Genomic DNA, 16636 nt, shown 5'->3' on the forward strand with positions numbered 1-16636 from the left:
CCGCCGTTCAGCACGGGTGGCGGCCACCCCTAACACCACGAACATCAGAGACAGACAGGACCGACATTGAAGACACGAACAAAAGCACACGGCGCGGGGAGGGTGGGCGCTGCGAGCTTGCTGGTGATGGCACTGGCAGCGCCGGCCCACGCGGCCGAGCCGTCGAACGAACAGCTCAAGCAAGAGATCGAGGCACTGAAGGCTGAGTTGCAGGCGCTGAAGGCCTTGGTCGCGGGCAAGGTCACCGCGGCGGCCGGCACCGCAGCACCCCAGCCCGAGGCCGCGGTGCCGGGGCAGGCGAACGAGGCCACCCAGACGGCGACCAAGGCCGATGTCGAAGGTGTGCGTGCCGACCTCGAGAACTACAAGTACGAGAACCAGCGCCAGCGTGACACCAAGACCGCGCTCACCACCCGGGGCACCAAGCTGGGTGGCTCGGTGCAGGCCCGCTTCACGCATCAAAGCCCCGGCACGTCGAGCGGCTCGACCGCCACCGCGACCGAACGCCACAGCAGCTTCGACATCTCGCAAGCCACGCTCAACCTGGCCGGCAGCCTGTTCCGCGACTACGCCGAGGGCCGCGACCTGGACTACCGGGTGGCCTTCGCCTACGCCACCAACAGCCCGGCCAACCACAACAGCCAGTTCAACCTCACCGACGCCTACCTGCAGTACAGCCCGGTGCCCACCAAGGGTGGCCTCGACGATCCGCAGCTGACCCTGCGCTTCGGGCAGCAGCAGATTCCGTTCGGGCTGGAAGCGCAGGTCGGCGAGGAATTGCGGCCGGTCATCCAGTCGGCGCAGTTCCTGTCGACGCTGGGCGTGGGCACACGCCAGATCGGCCTCATCGTCAGAGGCGACGTCGATCCGTATGTCGACTACGGCTTCAACTACCGCGCGCCGCTGCTGGAGTACGCGGTGGGCATCGTCAACGGCAGCGGCCCCAACAAGTCGGACGACAACGGCCACAAGGACTACCTCGGCCGTGTCGCCTTGACGCTGCCGGTCGACTACTACAGCCTGCTGCGCGAGCTGAAAGTCGGGGCCTCCCATTACCGTGGCAAGAAGAACCTGACCCGCAGCGTCGCCGGCGCCCAGACCTTCGTCACGGCAGGCCGCAGCACCCGCACCGGCTTCGACATCTATTACAACCACGCCCCGTTCGGCGTGACCTACGAATACGCAGAGGGGCGCGACGAGGCCCTGGCCGGCGGCACCGGCGCCACCACCCAGACCGTCAAGAGCCGCGGCCAATACCTGACCCTGTTCTACACCTGGGGCGAACAATGGGTGCGCGCCTACCGCGCCCAGGCCAAGTACGACGACTGGTGGCCCAAGTCCTACCAGGCCTTCGCCCGCTACGACGTGTGGGACCCCAACCGCGACACCCAGCGCGATTCGATACGCGTCAGCACGCTGGGCCTGAACGTGTTCTTCGCCGAAACCACCAAGTTCCAGGTCAACCTGGCCCGCACCGACTACCAGGACGCCGCGGTCGACGACAGCGACGCGTTGCTGGTGCAGTTCCAGTACGGCTTCTGACCGCCGCGCTTCCCGACGTTTTCCGCCTTTCGAGACTCGACCCATGACACGACGCCCCTTCCTCACCCGGCTGCTGCAGGCCGCCATTGCATTGACCGCCTTGCCGCTGCTGCCGACGCTGGCGCAGGCGCAGGACAAGCCCACGGTGATCCGCATCGCCTATTCGGGCGCCGGCACCGGCGGCCGGCCCCTGGCAGGCGGCAACATCCTCGCCACCGCACACCAACGCGGCACGCTGGAAGAAGAATTTCGCGCCGACGGCATCCGCATCCAGTGGAACTTCTTTCCCGGGGCGGGGCCGGCCACCAACGAGGCGGCCGCCAACGGCCTGGTCGACTTCGCGCACCATGGCGACCTGCCGTTGATCGTCGGCAAGTCCACCGGGCTGCCGCGCAAGGTCATCCTCGCGCTCGGCCGCTTCGGCAACACCTATTTCGTGGTGCCGTCCGACTCGCAGGCCAAGACGCTGGCTGACCTGAAGGGCAAGCGCATCGCCGTGAACAAGGGCACGGCGGGTCAGCTGACGCTGGCGCGCGTGCTGGAGCGGCACGGTTTCACCGAAAAAGACTTCCGCGTCATCAGCATGGACGCCGAAACCGCCAAGGCCTCGCTCGCCACCCGCGACATCGACGGCTACATCACCACGCCGTTCGACCTGCAGGCACGCGGCATCGCCCGGCCCCTGTTCGAAATCAAGCGCGACCCCAAGGTCACCAGCGTGACGAGCTTCTGGGTCACCGAAGAGTTTGAAAAGAAGTACCCGCAGATCGTGCAGCGGGTGGTCAACGCCTTGGTGAAAACGGCGGTGTGGTCCTCGGACGAGCAGAACCGCGACCCGCAGTTCAAGCTGTGGGGGCAGGCCGGCTCGACGCCCTACGGCGACTATGTGAAGACCTGGGAGGGCTACACACTGCGCGATCGCAATTCGCCGCTGCTGGACGAGTACTACCTGGCGTCGATCCAGAAAGCGATCGACGAAGCCAAGCGCTTCCGGTTGATCCGCCGCGACGTGCCACTGGCGGGCTGGATCGAACCCAAATATGTGAACCAGGCGCTCAAGGACCTGAAGCTCGAAGGCCACTGGCCGGAGTTCGATGTCGACGGCAATCCCAAGCAGCGCGACGTCGCCAAAGTAGCGGCACCGTGAGGGCAGGGCAGGAGTTGCGACCGTGAGTGCCGTGCCGACCCCGGGACGCGCCGTTCCGTTTGCGCTGTCGCGCGCCGGCGCACCGGCTGCTGCAGGACTGCGCCTGGACCCGTGGCTGCGTCGCCTGGCCATCGTGCTGTCCGGCGCGCTGCTGCCGCTGGGGCTGTTCGGGCTCTGGTCGCTGGCGGTGCAGCGGGGCTGGCTGGCGCCACAGATCCTGCCGCCGCCTTCGCTGGTGTGGCAATCGCTGCAAGAGCTGTGGGCCAGCGGTGAGCTGCAGGACCATCTGCTGATCAGCCTGCGCCGTGTCGCCTGGAGCGTGGCGCTGGGCACGGCCGTGGGCCTGCCACTGGGCATGTTGATGGGGCTGTCGGCCCGTGCGCGCGCCTATCTGCTGCCGAGCTTCCAGGTCGTGTCGCAGTTCCCGGTGGTGGGCTGGGTGCCCTTGCTGATCATCTTCGTCGGCATCGACGAGGCGCTGAAGGTGTCGGCGATTTCGATTGCCGTGGTGGTGCCGGTGACGGTGAATGCCTACAAAGGCATTGCCCAGGTGCCGCGGCCGTTGCTCGAGGTCGCCAGGGTGTACCGGCTGGGGCTGGGCCAGGTGCTGGCGCGGGTGGTGCTGCCGGCGGCCGCGCCCAGTCTGTTCAACGGCCTGCGACTAGGGGTGATGCAGGCCTGGCTGTCGCTGGTGTTCGTCGAACTGCTGGCGTCGAGCGAGGGCATCGGCTTTCTGATGGTGTGGGGGCGCCAGCTGCTGCAACTGGACCTGGTCCTGGTGGGCGTGCTGGCGATCGGCGTCGTCGGCGTGTTGCTCGACAGCGTGCTGCGCTGGGGCGAACGATGGGTGCAGCGTTGGCGGCCGGCCGGGCGCTGAAGGAGGGGAGCAACATGTCTCGACTGCAAGCAGTGACCGCTTCCAAGGCCCGCTCCCGAGACTGGCGCGGCCTCGCGCTGCCCGCCGCGTTCGTGGTGCTGTGGTGGGCGGCGGTGGCCTGGCAATGGGTCGACCCGCGCCTGGTGCCGTCGCCGGCAGAGGTGGCGCGGCGTGCCTGGCGCAGCGTGGCCGAGCCGCAGTTCGGGTTGGGCGTGCTGGCCAGCCTGTGGCGCCACGTGGCCGGCTTCGTGCTCGGGGCGCTGGCGGGCGCAGCACTCGGGCTGCTGATGGGGTTGTCGCGCTGGACCGAGCGCCTGGTCGGCCCGACCTTCCACACGCTCAAGCAGATCTCGCTGTTCGCGTGGTTGCCGCTGCTGGCCACCTGGCTTGGCTCGGGCGACCCGGCCAAGATGCTGTTCATCGCGTTGTCCGCGTTCTACCCCGTCGCGCTGTGCAGCTTCGAGGGAGTGCGCCAGATCAGCCCGGCCCAATTCGAGGTCGCCCGCGTACACGGTTTCTCGCGCCGCCAGCGGCTCACGCTGTTGGTGCTGCCGGCCGCGGCACCGCAGATCGCCACCGGCGTTCAGCTGGGCTTGGTGTCGGCCTGGCTCGCCACCATCGGCGCCGAATTTCTGCTGGCCAAGCAGGGCGTGGGGCTGGGCGATACGGTGATCCGCGGGCGTGCTGCCTTCGATGTGCCGCTGGTGATCTTCGGCATGCTGGTGATCGGCACCCTCGGCGCGCTGATGAACCGGCTGGCGGGACTGCTCGAATCCCGCGTGCTGCGCTGGCAGGGCCCGGCACGATGAGCACCACTGCTTTCCAACGGCCCGCGGCCCCGGCAGCCGCGTCCTCTTTGATGTTGTTCGACACGGAGCCTCCGATGCCCCCGACTTCCACGCTGGCCTTTCGCGAGCGAACGGCGCTCGCGCTGACGCCGCACCCCTCCATCGGCGCCGCGCTCAACACTGCGGCGGCGTCTGCCCCCAGGCGCTCGCCCGCCAGGCGCGCCGCCTGGTGGCAGACCGCGCGCGGCCCGCTGCAGCGCCTGGTGTTCGCCTGGCCGTTCCCGGTCGCGGTGCTGCTGCTGTGGCAGTTCGCTGCCGCGCACGAACTGATCCCGGTGCAGATCCTGCCGCCGCCGTCGACCGTCGCGGCGACTTTCGCCGACCTCTACGCGCAGGGGGAGCTGCAGACCCATTTGCTGATCAGCCTGCAGCGGGTGGTCTACGGCTTTGTCGCCGGCACCGGGCTGGGCTTGCTGCTGGGCGTCGCGATGGGCCTGTCCGCCACGGCGAAGGACTACCTCTATCCGACCTTCAAGCTGTTCGCACAGGTGCCCTCGCTCGGCTGGTTGCCGCTGTTGATGCTGCTGGTGGGCATCGACGAGGCGCTCAAGATCATCCTGATCGGCAAGGCCGCTTTCGTGCCGGTTGCAATGAACACCTACCAGGGCATCCGCCATGTGCCGGTGCAGTACCTGGAGGTGGCGAGCGTGTACCGCTTCACCCATCCGCAGCTGGTGCACAAGGTGCTGCTGCCGGCGGCCTTTCCGCCGATCTGGAACGGCGTGCGGTATGGGCTGACCCATGCCTGGCTGGCGCTGGTCGGGGTGGAGTTGCTCGCGTCGTCCGAAGGCCTGGGCTATCTGATCGTCTACGGCCGCCAGCTCTACCAGCTCGACGTCGTGCTGGCGGCGGTGGTGGTGGTGGGCAGTGTCGGCTTCGTGCTCGACAAGCTGCTGGCGCTGGTCGAGCAGCGGCTGCTGCGCTGGCGCCCCGAGAGTTTCTGAGGAAGGGATGGTGATGAGTTCTCTTGCCTCTTCATCGAAGCTGCTGCGTGTGCCAGTCAGCCCGGCGGTCGCGCTGTGGCAGCGCCGCGCCCGTGCAACGCTGCGCGGACTCGCGTTGCCCACGCTGGTCTTGCTGGTCTGGTGGGCCGCCTACCGTTTTCAGTGGACCGACTCCAAGCTGCTGGTGCCGATTGGTCAGGTCTGGGACACAGCCCAGCGGCTGTCGGCCAATGGCGAGCTGTGGGTGTCGCTGGGCGCGAGCCTGCAGCGCCAGTCGCTCGGCTTTGCGATCGGCTCTCTGGCGGGGCTGGTGTTCGGCACCGTGCTCGGGCTGTCGCGCTGGTTCGATCAGTTCGTCGGCCCGAGCTTTCATGCGTTCAAGCAGGTGTCGCTGCTGGCGTGGATCCCGCTGATCTCGGTCTGGTTCGGCCTGGGCGACCCGGCCAAGGTGGCGTTTCTGTCGCTGGCCGCTTTCTTCCCGGTGGTGCTCAACACCTTCGAAGGCATCCGCAGCGTGCCGCGCGAGCTGACCGAGGTGGCCCGGGTGTTCGCCTTCACGCGCTGGCAGCTGATCCGGCGTGTCGTGCTGCCGTCGGCCTTGCCGTCGATCTTCACCGGGGTCTACCTCGCGCTGCTGTATTCGTGGCTCGCGACGCTCGGCGCGGAATACCTGCTCACGTCGGGCAAGGGCATCGGCAACCTGCTGGTCGACGGCCGTGAGCATTTCTGGATGGATCAAGTGCTGCTGTGCGTCGCCGTGGTCGGCGCCGTCGGCTTCTTGCTGAACCTCGGCGCTGCCGCCGTCGAAGCGCGCCTGGTGCGCGGGCGCGGCGCGCGGCGCTGAACGATGACTCTTTCGAAAGGACATACAACGATGGCAGCTGCTGCAGGCACCCTGGAGATCCGCGACCTCCAGAAGCAATATGAAGTGAAGGGCCAGCCGCTCACGGTGCTGGAAGACATCTCGCTGTCGATCAAGGCCGGCGAGTTCGTCTCGATCGTCGGCTCGAGCGGCTGCGGCAAGTCGACCTTGTTGCGGCTCGTGATCGGGCTCGAGGACGACTACCACGGGGAGATCCTGCTCGACGGCAAGCGGGTGGTGGGCACCAGCCTGGACCGCGGCATCGTGTTCCAGGAGCACCGGCTGTTTCCGTGGCTCACGGTGGAGCAGAACGTCGGGCTGGGGCTGCTCAATGCCGACGGCAACGACACCAGCAAACGCCGCACGGTGCAGGAGCATATCGAACTGGTCGGCTTGAAGGGCTTCGAGAAAGCCTACCCGTACCAGCTGTCGGGCGGCATGTCGCAGCGTGTCGCGATCGCCCGTGCGCTGGTCAACCGGCCCGAGGTGCTGCTGCTCGACGAGCCGTTCGGCGCGCTCGACGCGCTCACCCGCACCTATCTGCAGCAGGAGCTGCAGCGCATCTGGGAGCAAGAGGGCATCACGATGATTCTGGTGACGCACGACGTCGAGGAGGCGGTCTACCTCGGCGACCGGGTGGTGGTGATGCAGCCGCGGCCGGGGCGCATCAAGCGTATCGTCGACGTGTCGTCGCTGCCGCGCCCGCGCGACCGCGGTGGCTATGCGTTCGCCGCCATTAAGGAAGACGTGCTGAGCGAGTTCGCGCAGGAGCCGCGGCGCGAAGGCCTGGTGCGTCCGGTGGAGATCCCGACGCCGCCGTTGCGGCAGTGGAACTTCGCGTGGTGATACGCTGCATCCAGACCTCTCATCTCTGAACTGAACTGTTGACATGACCCTCGCTCGCGACACCTCCGCTTTCGCCACCGCCGTGCAACCGGTGGCGGCCGACACCGTCATCCTGACCCCCGCTGATGGCCTCGTGGCGGGCCTCGTCCAGATCGCCACGCCAACCGGCGATCTGCCCGCCTATCGGGCGGCGCCCGACCGTCCCGGCCCGCACCCGGTGGTGCTGGTGATCCAAGAGATCTTCGGCGTGCACGAACACATCCGCGACGTGGCGAGGCGGCTCGCACACCTCGGCTACCTCGCGGTCGCGCCCGAGCTGTACTTCCGCCAGGGCGATGCCGCCCGCGCGCCCAGCATCGAACGTTTGCGCGAGGACATCGTCGCCAAGGTGCCGGACGTACAAGTGCTGGCCGACCTCGACGCGACGCTGGCCTGGGCCACCGCGCAGGGTGGAGATGCCGACCGGGTGGCCGTGACCGGCTTTTGCTGGGGCGGGCGCATCACCTGGCTGTATGCCGCCCACCAGCCGGCGGTGAAGACGGGGGTGGCCTGGTACGGCCGCCTGACCGGGCCGACCAGCGAGCTGGCACCGCGGCATCCGCTCGATGTCGCGGCGACGCTGAAGGCGCCGGTGCTGGGGCTGTACGGCGGGCAGGACACCGGCATCCCGCTGGCGCATGTCGAACAGCTGCAGGCCGCGCTGGCGCAGGCGGGCAGCCCCTCGAAGATCCATGTCTATCCCGACGCGCCACACGCCTTCTTTGCCGACTACCGCCCGAGCTATCGGGCGGAGGCCGCCGCAGACGGCTGGCAGCGGTTGCAGCGCTGGCTGGCAGGGCACGGCGTGGGGCCGCGATGAGTGCGGCGGCGCCTCAGCGGGCGCCCGGCACGCCTGCATTGCCGGCCACACCGCTGCGCTTCATCCTGCATTTCGTCGCGCGCTACCGCTGGTGGTATCTCGCGATGCTGTTGCTCGAGACCGCCAACGCCACCTGCGGCATCCTGATCCCCTATGCCGTCAACCGCATCATCAAGGGTGTCACGGCGGCGCCGGAAGCCTCGATGACGCGGGTGGATCTGCTGCAGCTGCCGCTGATGCTGTTCGTCGCCTTCAGCCTCGGCGAGCTGGTGTTCGGCCGCGCGGGTGGCGCGATCCAGATCCGCCTCGGCCCGCGCCAGCGCCAGAACGTCACGCGCCAGCTCTACCACTACCTGCAGCACCATTCGCACCGCTACCTGAGCCACAACTTCGCCGGCGCGCTGGCCCACCGCATCAGTGAAACATCGATGGGCGTGACGCAGACGCTGTGGTCGCTGATCACCGAGTTCTGGCCGATCGCGATCGTGATCGGCGTGTCGGTGGTGCTGCTGTTCGGCGCGCATGTGCAGCTGGGCGCCTTCGCCGCGCTCTGGGCGGTCGGGTTCATCGGCCTGTCCTACCTGCTGGCGCGGCGTTGCCAGCCGCATGCCCACCGGGCGTCGGCCGCGCGCAGCGAAACCACCGGCACGGTGGTCGACTCGGTCACCAACCTGACCAGCGCCAAACTGTTCGCGCGCCTCGGCTTCGAGCGCGAGCATCTCGACGAGGTGTTGCGCCACGAGCTGAAGGCGGTGCGGCGCTCCAACGGCTATTCGGAGCGGGTGCGGTGGTTCCAGTTCTCGGCCGCCGCCGCGCTCAAGATCGGCGTGTTGTGGTTCGCGCTGCGGCTGTGGGGCCAGGGGTTGATCGGCGTGGGTGACTTTGTGATGGCGGTCAGCCTGTGCCTGCTGATCATCAACGAGGCCCGCAACCTGAGCCGCCGCTTTCTCGAGTTCTTCGAGTACCTGGGCAATGTCTCAAACGGCGTGCACACCATCGTGCAGTCGCACGAGCTGGTCGACCTGCCGCAGGCCGAGGCACATGTGTTGCGGCGGGGCAGTGTGGAGCTGCGCGACGTGGACTTCGGCTATACGCCCGAACGGCCGATCTTCCGGCAGCTGTCAGTCCGCATTCCGGCCGGCCAGAGTGTGGGCCTGGTGGGGCTGTCGGGTTCCGGCAAGTCGACCTTCGTGAGCCTGGTGCTGCGGCTGTACGACCCGCAGGGCGGGCAGGTGCTGATCGACGGCCGCGATATCCGCACCATGACGCAGGCCTCGCTGCACGCACAACTCAGCCTGATCCCGCAAGACCCGACGCTGTTCCACCGCTCGCTGAAAGAGAACATCCGCTACGGCCGCACCGAGGCCACCGACGCCGAGGTGGTGGAGGCCGCCAAGCTGGCCCATGCGCACGAGTTCATCGCGCAGATCCCCGAAGGCTACGACTCGATGGTGGGGGAACGTGGCGTCAAGCTGTCGGGTGGGCAGCGCCAGCGTGTTGCGATCGCCCGCGTGATCCTGAAGGACGCGCCCATCCTGATCCTCGACGAGGCCACTTCCAGCCTCGATTCGATCACCGAGAAGGCGATCCAGGACACGCTGGATCAGGTGATGCGCGACAAGACCGTGATCGTGGTGGCGCACCGCCTGTCGACCATCGCGCACCTGGACCGCATCCTCGTGTTCGACCACGGGCAGATCGTCGAAGACGGCTCGCATGCCGAGCTGGTCGCCCGCCGCGGTGCCTACTTCCGGCTGTGGAGCAAGCAGGCCGGCGGTTTTCTGCCGGACCAGGAAGGACGGCTCGAAGCGGCGCCGCCGGCCGACACCGAGTCGGACGTGGTGGCGGCGGCCGATCCGAGCGAGGACAGCGTCGACGAAGTGGAGCCGCGGCACGTGCCGCCCGACATCGCGCTGGCGTGAGGGCGGCGGAGGCTGCGCAAAGGTGCCGACGGGGCGCTGCTCACGCTCGCTGGGCGTGCTGCCGGTCGGGCGGAGCGGGCGGGCCGATGCAGCCCATGCCTGCCAGCGTCGCGCGGACCGCCTGATCCCACGGTGTGTGCGGCTCGCGCCCCAGCACCGCGAGCAGCCGGCGGTTGTCCAGACGCACCTCCTGCTGCCACAGGTAGCGCATCTCCAGCAGTTCGCGCAAGGTGGGCACCCAGGGGGCCGCCAGGCGCACTTGCCACCAGGGAAAGCGCCGCAGCTTCGGTGCTGCGTGCATGCCGGCGCGCAGCGCCGCGTCCTGGATCGATACGCCCATGCGCATGCCGTCGGCGTCCCAATGACCCGCCATGTGAAAGCGGGCGAAGGCCGGTAGCGTGTGCCGCAGGGCCAGCAGTTCGACCATGGTGCGGGCCACGTCGGGCAGGTAGGCCCACTGGTGGCCGACGCCGGGGTCGCCCGGCAGCTGCACCGCCGTCACGGCCTTGCCTGGTTTCACCACCGCTTGCGAGAACCAGCTGTTGCCGGAACGGGGGCCGAAAAAGTCGCCGGCCCGCACGATGATGACCCGGCAGCGGCCGGCGCTCGCCACCTGCAGGCGCCGCTCCATCTCGACACGGATCGCGCCCTTGCGCGTCAGTGGCCGTTGCGGCGCGTCTTCTGAGATCAGCGCAAACACATCCGGGCCGTAGTTGTAGACGGTGCCGGGCAGCACGATGGTGGCCCCCTCTCGTTCCGCCGCCGCAATCGTGTGGTCGAGCATCGGCAGCACCAGCTCTCCCCAGCGACGGTAACCCGGCGGGTTGACGGCGTGCACGATCGCCGAGCAGCCCTTGGCGGCGGTGGCCACGTCGTCCGCGTGCATCGCGTCGCCTCGGTGCCAGGTGATGCCGAGGCGCACCTCGGGCACCGGCGCCGCGTCGCGCTTCAGCGCATGCACCTGCCAGCCCTCGTCGCGCAGCTGGCGGGCGACCTCGCCGCCGATGCCGCCGCTGGCGCCGAGTACCAGGACGGTGTTGCCGTGAGCCATCTGATGTCCTCCATCTGTCGTGATGGAAGTGATTCTGGGCAAGGGTCGGTTCAAATGGAATTGTCGAAATCTACGGTGCAGCTATACATTTATGCATGGATGCAGAGATCAGCTGGGAGCTGTATCGCTCTTTTTTGGGCGTGCTCAAGGAAGGCTCGTTGTCGGGCGCCGCGCGGGCACTTGCAGTGGCGCAGCCCACCGTGGGGCGCCACATTGCCACGCTCGAGACCTCGCTCGGGCTGACGCTGTTCACGCGGTCGCAAACCGGCTTCACGCCGACCGAAGCGGCCCTGGCGCTGCAGCCGTATGCCGATGCGATGTACAGCACCGCGCAGGCCCTGCGGCGCACCGCCGAGAGCCAGGGCGAGGGCGTGAAAGGCACGGTGCGCGTGACGGCCAGCGAGGTCATCGGCGTCGAGGTGCTGCCGCCGCTGGTGGCACGGTTGCAGGCTCAGCATGCCCAACTGCGCATCGAACTTGTCCTGACCAACCGCGTGCAGAACCTGCTGCGGCGTGAGGCCGACATCGCGGTGCGCATGGCGCAGCCCGATCAAGGCCAGCTGGTGGCGCGCAGCGTCGGCCGTGTCGAACTCGGCCTTTACGCGCAGCGCAGCTACCTCGAGCGCCACGGCACTCCGCGCAGCATGGCCGAGTTGACGCAGCATCGGCTGATCGGCTTCGATGAAGAAACGCCGTTCCTGCGTGCGGCGGGCAAGGCATGGCCGGCCTGGCGGCGCGAGGCGTTCGCGGTGCGCTGTGACAGCGATCTGGCGCAGCTCGCGATGGTGCGCAGCGGGGGCGGCATCGGCGCCTGCCAGGTGGCGTTGGCCCGGCGCGACCCGGGCCTGGTGCGCGTGCTGGCCGCCAAGCTGAGCCTGTCGCTGGACACCTGGCTGACGATGCATGAGGACTTGCGCAACAGCCCGCGTTGTCGCGTCACCTTCGCTGCGCTGCTGCAGGGCTTGCAGCATCATGTGGCCGCAGGGCTGGGGCCTGACGACGAGCGCGCGTGAGGCTTCGGTTTTGACCGCCGAAGATGAGGAAAGGCCACATGCTCCAACTCGATCACATCACCGTCGCAGCCCTCGACCTTGCCGAGGGCGTGGCCCATGTCGAGGCCCGCTTGGGCGTGCCGGTTCCCAAGGGCGGCCGTCATGCAGCGATGGGCACGCACAACCATTTGCTGCGGCTCGGGCCCGCGCTGTTCCTGGAGGTCATCGCGCCTGACCCGCGGGCAGCACCGATCGGTCGCAAACGCTGGTTCTGTCTCGACGATCCGGAGATGCGCCGTGCCTTGGCTGCCGGGCCGCGCCTGGTCACGTGGGTGGTCCGCACCGCCTCGATCGACACCGCATTGGCATCTCTGCCGGGCAGCCTCGGCCCGGCGGTGGAAGTGGGCCGCGACGGCCTGTCGTGGCGGATCTCGGTGCCCGAGGACGGGCGGATGCCGTTCGAGGGTGCTTATCCGACGCTGATCGAGTGGGCGCAAGGCCCGCACCCCGCCCATCGCATGTCGGACCTCGGCTGCGAATTGGAGCACCTGTACGTGTCACATCCCGCCGCCCGGCAGATGGCCGAGGAACTGCGGCCGCATCTCTTCGACGTGCGGGTGACCTGGAAAGACAGCCCCAACGCCGGGTGCGAGGCGGTCATCCGCACGCCGGTAGGCCTGCGAACACTGAACTGACGGCGCGCGACGAGCCTCACGGCTCGACGTCCGGTCAGGGAGGCGGCAGCGCTGCCCTTCGCCTGCACGGCCCGCGCCGCAGTGGGCGAGGGCCGCGGGCAAGAAGACCGGGGCGCCATTTCCGATCCGCCGCGGAATGGGGTTTTGGCCCTTTCAAAAAAATGAAATCCCTGACTGAGTCGAGGTATTCAGAAGTTTGAAAGGCGCCTAGATTTTGTCAGGGCGCCGTAAGTTCACGGCGTCCATTAAGTTCCGTGGCCGGAATATGAAATGTCAGCATAAGTATGGAAGGTGCGAGTTGCCTTCGGCGTACCCCCGTTAATTCCGGCAGGGGGTATACGGAGTTCCGTAGCCGACGGAGGGGGTCGGAGCGCCGTGTGTTGCGCAAACCCGCGAGTTTGCGCGGCCGGCGGTGGCGGCCCTACGGGCTTTCGGATGGTGGGTGACGGTCGTCAAGTCGGACCCGCTACGAGAAATCGTGCTTGTCCCTGCGGGTGCCGGGGTCGTAAAGTGATTTCGCCAAGTTAATCAATATGGACCCTCGCAAAATTGGCAGGCGCAAGAGATTTGACTTGGATGTAGAAAACTGGCTCCGCAGGAAACCGACGTGTATCAGGCAGTAGATCCTCCTTCAGTGCGAAGAAATCCAGGTGATGGGTGGGGCAATGCTCGCCTTGCCGTGGTCGTGTATCTCGATGTGCCCAAGGCCATGGCCTTGGGCGTGGTGCCAGTCGACCCCTTGGCCGCCTTCCCCGAAAGCCAAAACGCTCACGGCTTTCATCAAGCTTTCATATTGACCCAGACACGAAGATTCGCCGGCCAGCCGCCTGTGCGAACAAGGTCGCGACATGCGCGGCCGACGGCGGCGATACGTCGCGGGCCACGGGCCCGCGTGGGCGTGTGGGTCCCTCCACGACCCACCTGAATCCGTTCTTCCGGTGTCGCCGGCATTCGCTGCCCGCGCCGACACAGCCGCTCTTTCCTTTCCCTTCACGATTCCTGCTCCGAGATTCGGCACCTTTGTGCCGACCGGTGTTGGTTTTCCATTCATTTTGTCCGCTCGCGCGGATGCGTTGATTCTCGTCCTGACCACTGCTTTCGTCCGCGGGACATCACGCGGCGGTAAGCCCCATCCCCGGCGCTGCCCATTTCGCGCCGGCGAGGCCTTCGTTCATTTTGGTGCCTGTGATGACGGCACATTCAACCGGGAAATAAGTCCAGCATGAACAGATACGAAACCGTGAGGCGAGTCGAGTCGAATGCCAGAACTTACGCCTCCTCATTTGCAGCGGTGTTTGAAAGTGGCCGCGGTGTGATGATTCGCGACCAGGCCGGGCGGGACATCATCGACTGTTTGTCTTGTGCGGGCGCGTTGCCGCTCGGTCATCACCATCCGGAAATCACTGAAGTGCTGGTGCGGTTTATCCAGTCCGGCCAGTTGCATCAGGCCTTGGATCTCACCACGCCGGCCAAGTTTGAATTCGTGCAGAAGCTGTTCGGGCTGCTGCCGGCCGAGTTCGCCTCGCGCGCCCGCATCCAGTTCTGCAGCCCGAGCGGGTCGGACGGGATCGAGGCGGCGTTGAAACTGGTCCGCTTTGCCACCCGGCGTCACCCGGTCATCGCCTTTCACGGCGCTTATCACGGCATGACGGCAGGGGCCTTGGCGGCGATGGGCAATCTGGGGCCCAAGTCCGCCCCGATGAGATTCGACGGTGTGCATTTCGCGCCTTATCCCTATCGCTACCGCTGTCCCTTCGGCACCGACGGCAGCGCCACCGACCGCCTGTCGATCGACTACCTGCGCAACCTGCTGAGCGACCCAGAAAGCGGCGTGCCGCAGCCGGCCGCGGTGGTGGTGGAGGTGGTGCAGGGTGAGGGCGGCTGCATCCCGGCGTCCGATGACTGGCTGCGCGAGCTGCGCACGTTGACGCGCCAACATGACATCCCGCTGGTGCTCGACGAAGTGCAGACCGGCCTGGGCCGCACCGGCAGCATGTTCGCGTTCGAACGTGCGGGCATCGTGCCCGACGTGCTGGTGCTGTCCAAGGCGCTCGGTGGCGGCTTTCCGCTGGCGGCTGTGGTCTATGACGAGTCGCTCGACGTGTGGCCGCGCGGCATGCATGCCGGCACCTTCCGTGGCAACCAGATCGCGATGGTGGCCGGCAAGGCGACCATGGACATCGTGCAGCGCGACCGACTCGACGCGCAGGCCGAGGAGATCGGCGGCTTGCTGGCACAGGACCTGCGGCAGCTGGCGTCGCGCCATCCCGAGTTCGGCGACATCCGTGGACGCGGGCTGATGCTGGGCGTCGAGATCGTGCGCCCCGGGGACCACCCCGACGCCGGTGCGCAGGACGGCGGCCTCGCCAAAGCCATCAAGCAGGCCGCCTTCGAGAACGGCCTGCTGATCGAGACCGGCGGTCGGCACGGCGCGGTGCTGCGCTTTCTGCCCCCGCTGATCCTGACGCGGCGCGATGTCGGGGCCATCGTCGACCGGCTCGACGCCGCCGTGATGCAGGCCAAACAACAGCACCGCGCCGCGGACGCCCGTCATGCGCAATGAAGCCGTGCTCCGCGAGGCCGGCGAGCCGCCGGGCGGGGCGACCGAGGGCCATGTGCCCCGCGCCGCGCCCTTGATGCGCCCGGCCTTCGCGCTGCTGTGGCTCAGCGAGACGGCGTTCGATCTCGGCTCGGCGTTGATGGGCTTCGCGCTCGGGGTCTGGATCTTTCAGCAAACCGGCTCGGCCGAGCAGTTCTCGCACGCGATGCTCGCCGCCGCCGTGCCGGCCGTGCTGATGGCGCCGGTGGCCGGCAGCCTGGCCGACCGCTTCGACCGGCGCTGGGTCATCGGCAGCTGCGACGTGATGTCGGCACTGTCGGTCGTGTGCCTGGCCTGGCTGCTGTTCAGCCAGCGGCTGGTGGTCGAGCACCTCTACGTCTTCAATGCCGTGGCCGCCATCATCAATGCGGTGCGCACGCCGGCCTATCGCGCCGCGGTGAGTGTCATCGTGCCCAAGGACAAGATGACCCAGGCCAGCGGCCTGATCGGGATGACACAAAGCCTGCTGCAGATCGGCGCGCCCATGGCGGCCGGTTACGTGATGGGAGTGTCCGGTCTGGAAGGCGTGATCGCGGTCGACATCGTGATGGTCGCCGGCGGCGCCTTGGCGGCGTTCGGCGGTCTGTCGCGGGCGCGCCATGCGATACGCGGCGTGGCCGTTTCTGAGCCGGTCTCGTTCGCGCACGGCACCGTGCTCAGCCTGGCCGCAGTGCTGCGCTACTTCCGGTCGGCCCCGACGATGCTCGGCCTGGCCGGCTATGGCGTGCTCCAGCAAGGGCTGCTGGTGGTGGCCACTTCGATGATGACACCACTGGTGCTGTCGACCCACTCGAGCGACGTGCTGGGCCTGGTGCTGACCTGCGGCGCGGCAGGCGGCCTGGCCGGCTCGGTCTTGCTGCTGCTGGTGCGGATGAACCGGCGCCTGATGCTGTGGGTGCTGGGGGGTGACTTTGCGCTGTCGCTGTTCGTGCTGCTCGCCGGCTTCGCGACGTCGAGCTTCGTGTGGTGTGTCTGTGCCTTCTGCGCACTGATGGCCGGCAGTGCATCGGGTGCCTGTGCAGGCGCACTGTGGATGCGCAAGACGCCCAAGGCGTCGCGCGGCAGTGTGTTCGCTTGGATTGCTGCGCTCGACCTGCTGGCCATGTGCGCCGTGCTGGTGTTGGCCGGGTATCTCGGCGAACGCGTGTTCGAGCCGGCCTTGGCCGCGGAGGGTCGGTGGGCCGACAGCCTCGGGGTTTGGGTCGGCACCGGCAAGGGCCGCGGCCTGGGCTTTTTGTTCATCGTCTGTGGTGCCGGCAGTGCGCTGTTGTCGCTGGTCGCACTGGCGCAGCCCCGGCTGCGCAGGCTCGACCGGCGCGTGCCCGACGCGCTCGACGTTCCCTCACCGGCCGTGTCGTCTTCGCCCCCGGCTGCGGCCGGCTGACCGGCGGCCTCTTTTCCATTGTTCGACGCACCGGCGCGCCGGCCTGCCGCGGTCCGCGTTCCAGCGAC

The 16636-nt window shown here is 67.9% G+C and carries 14 protein-coding genes; 13 read left to right on the top strand and 1 reads right to left on the bottom strand.

The window, feature by feature from the left end; translation table 11 throughout:
* The first annotated feature begins 102 nt into the window (after window positions 1-102).
* The 9 genes from AAW51_RS13490 to AAW51_RS13530 all read left to right on the top strand — a co-directional run bounded on the left by AAW51_RS13490 (window position 103) and on the right by AAW51_RS13530 (window position 9847).
* Window positions 103-1542: a porin family protein gene (locus AAW51_RS13490; protein WP_053013540.1), complete on the top strand. Its 1440-nt coding sequence runs from the start codon at window positions 103-105 to the stop codon at window positions 1540-1542.
* Window positions 1543-1585: 43 nt separating this feature from the next.
* Window positions 1586-2689, top strand: coding sequence for an ABC transporter substrate-binding protein (locus AAW51_RS13495; protein ID WP_053013541.1), 1104 nt, complete (start codon window positions 1586-1588; stop codon window positions 2687-2689).
* 22 nt (window positions 2690-2711) lie between these two features.
* On the top strand, window positions 2712-3566 hold the full coding sequence (locus AAW51_RS13500; RefSeq protein ID WP_238947857.1) for an ABC transporter permease: 855 nt from the start codon (window positions 2712-2714) through the stop codon (window positions 3564-3566).
* A gap of 14 nt (window positions 3567-3580) precedes the next feature.
* Entirely contained in the window at window positions 3581-4375 is a 795-nt protein-coding gene (locus AAW51_RS13505) for an ABC transporter permease (RefSeq protein ID WP_157359873.1), read from the top strand.
* Between the two features lie 74 nt (window positions 4376-4449).
* Entirely contained in the window at window positions 4450-5358 is a 909-nt protein-coding gene (locus AAW51_RS13510; RefSeq protein ID WP_083438694.1) for an ABC transporter permease, read from the top strand.
* Window positions 5359-5371: 13 nt separating this feature from the next.
* The gene (locus AAW51_RS13515; protein WP_157359874.1) at window positions 5372-6202 is read left to right on the top strand and encodes an ABC transporter permease; all 831 of its coding nucleotides are present in this window, start codon (window positions 5372-5374) and stop codon (window positions 6200-6202) included.
* A 30-nt stretch (window positions 6203-6232) separates the two neighbouring features.
* Window positions 6233-7066, top strand: a complete 834-nt coding sequence (locus tag AAW51_RS13520; protein ID WP_047195035.1) for an ABC transporter ATP-binding protein — start codon at window positions 6233-6235, stop codon at window positions 7064-7066.
* A gap of 43 nt (window positions 7067-7109) precedes the next feature.
* Window positions 7110-7925: a dienelactone hydrolase family protein gene (locus tag AAW51_RS13525; RefSeq protein WP_047195036.1), complete on the top strand. Its 816-nt coding sequence runs from the start codon at window positions 7110-7112 to the stop codon at window positions 7923-7925.
* Window positions 7922-9847: an ABC transporter ATP-binding protein gene (locus AAW51_RS13530; RefSeq protein ID WP_047195037.1), complete on the top strand. Its 1926-nt coding sequence runs from the start codon at window positions 7922-7924 to the stop codon at window positions 9845-9847. The genes AAW51_RS13525 and AAW51_RS13530 overlap by 4 nt, the downstream gene beginning before the upstream one ends.
* 40 nt (window positions 9848-9887) lie before the next feature.
* On the opposite strand, the gene AAW51_RS13535 is transcribed toward AAW51_RS13530, so the two are convergent.
* Window positions 9888-10898 (bottom strand): NAD-dependent epimerase/dehydratase family protein, encoded by a 1011-nt coding sequence (locus AAW51_RS13535; RefSeq protein ID WP_047195038.1) that lies wholly within the window; start codon window positions 10896-10898, stop codon window positions 9888-9890.
* A 95-nt stretch (window positions 10899-10993) separates the two neighbouring features.
* On the opposite strand from AAW51_RS13535, the gene AAW51_RS13540 reads away from it, so the two are divergent.
* The 4 genes from AAW51_RS13540 (at window position 10994) to AAW51_RS13555 (ending at window position 16568) form a co-directional block, all read left to right on the top strand.
* The gene (locus AAW51_RS13540; RefSeq protein ID WP_047195039.1) at window positions 10994-11911 is read left to right on the top strand and encodes a LysR family transcriptional regulator; all 918 of its coding nucleotides are present in this window, start codon (window positions 10994-10996) and stop codon (window positions 11909-11911) included.
* Between the two features lie 38 nt (window positions 11912-11949).
* Window positions 11950-12585: a VOC family protein gene (locus tag AAW51_RS13545; protein WP_047195040.1), complete on the top strand. Its 636-nt coding sequence runs from the start codon at window positions 11950-11952 to the stop codon at window positions 12583-12585.
* A gap of 1222 nt (window positions 12586-13807) precedes the next feature.
* Window positions 13808-15148 carry a diaminobutyrate--2-oxoglutarate transaminase family protein gene (locus AAW51_RS13550; RefSeq protein WP_047195041.1) on the top strand — a complete coding sequence of 447 codons (1341 nt, stop codon included), beginning with the start codon at window positions 13808-13810 and terminating at the stop codon, window positions 15146-15148.
* Complete coding sequence (locus AAW51_RS13555) at window positions 15138-16568, top strand: MFS transporter (RefSeq protein ID WP_053013543.1); 1431 nt, start codon at window positions 15138-15140, stop codon at window positions 16566-16568. The genes AAW51_RS13550 and AAW51_RS13555 overlap by 11 nt, the downstream gene beginning before the upstream one ends.
* Window positions 16569-16636: the final 68 nt, after the last annotated feature.

The sequence above is a fragment of the Caldimonas brevitalea genome, from assembly GCF_001017435.1.
In the GTDB taxonomy this organism is placed as follows: Bacteria; Pseudomonadota; Gammaproteobacteria; order Burkholderiales; family Burkholderiaceae_C; genus Caldimonas; species Caldimonas brevitalea.

Excerpts from the sequence above, each read along its gene's own strand:
- AAW51_RS13495 (WP_053013541.1), top strand. The coding sequence starts at position 1,586 with ATGACACGACGCCCCTTCCTCACCCGGCTGCTGCAGGCCGCCATTGCA.
- AAW51_RS13505 (WP_157359873.1), top strand. The coding sequence starts at position 3,581 with ATGTCTCGACTGCAAGCAGTGACCGCTTCCAAGGCCCGCTCCCGAGAC.
- AAW51_RS13510 (WP_083438694.1), top strand. The coding sequence starts at position 4,450 with ATGCCCCCGACTTCCACGCTGGCCTTTCGCGAGCGAACGGCGCTCGCG.
- AAW51_RS13515 (WP_157359874.1), top strand. The coding sequence starts at position 5,372 with ATGAGTTCTCTTGCCTCTTCATCGAAGCTGCTGCGTGTGCCAGTCAGC.
- AAW51_RS13520 (WP_047195035.1), top strand. The coding sequence starts at position 6,233 with ATGGCAGCTGCTGCAGGCACCCTGGAGATCCGCGACCTCCAGAAGCAA.
- AAW51_RS13525 (WP_047195036.1), top strand. The coding sequence starts at position 7,110 with ATGACCCTCGCTCGCGACACCTCCGCTTTCGCCACCGCCGTGCAACCG.
- AAW51_RS13530 (WP_047195037.1), top strand. The coding sequence starts at position 7,922 with ATGAGTGCGGCGGCGCCTCAGCGGGCGCCCGGCACGCCTGCATTGCCG.
- AAW51_RS13535 (WP_047195038.1), bottom strand. The coding sequence starts at position 10,898 with ATGGCTCACGGCAACACCGTCCTGGTACTCGGCGCCAGCGGCGGCATC.
- AAW51_RS13540 (WP_047195039.1), top strand. The coding sequence starts at position 10,994 with ATGGATGCAGAGATCAGCTGGGAGCTGTATCGCTCTTTTTTGGGCGTG.
- AAW51_RS13545 (WP_047195040.1), top strand. The coding sequence starts at position 11,950 with ATGCTCCAACTCGATCACATCACCGTCGCAGCCCTCGACCTTGCCGAG.
- AAW51_RS13550 (WP_047195041.1), top strand. The coding sequence starts at position 13,808 with ATGAACAGATACGAAACCGTGAGGCGAGTCGAGTCGAATGCCAGAACT.
- AAW51_RS13555 (WP_053013543.1), top strand. The coding sequence starts at position 15,138 with ATGCGCAATGAAGCCGTGCTCCGCGAGGCCGGCGAGCCGCCGGGCGGG.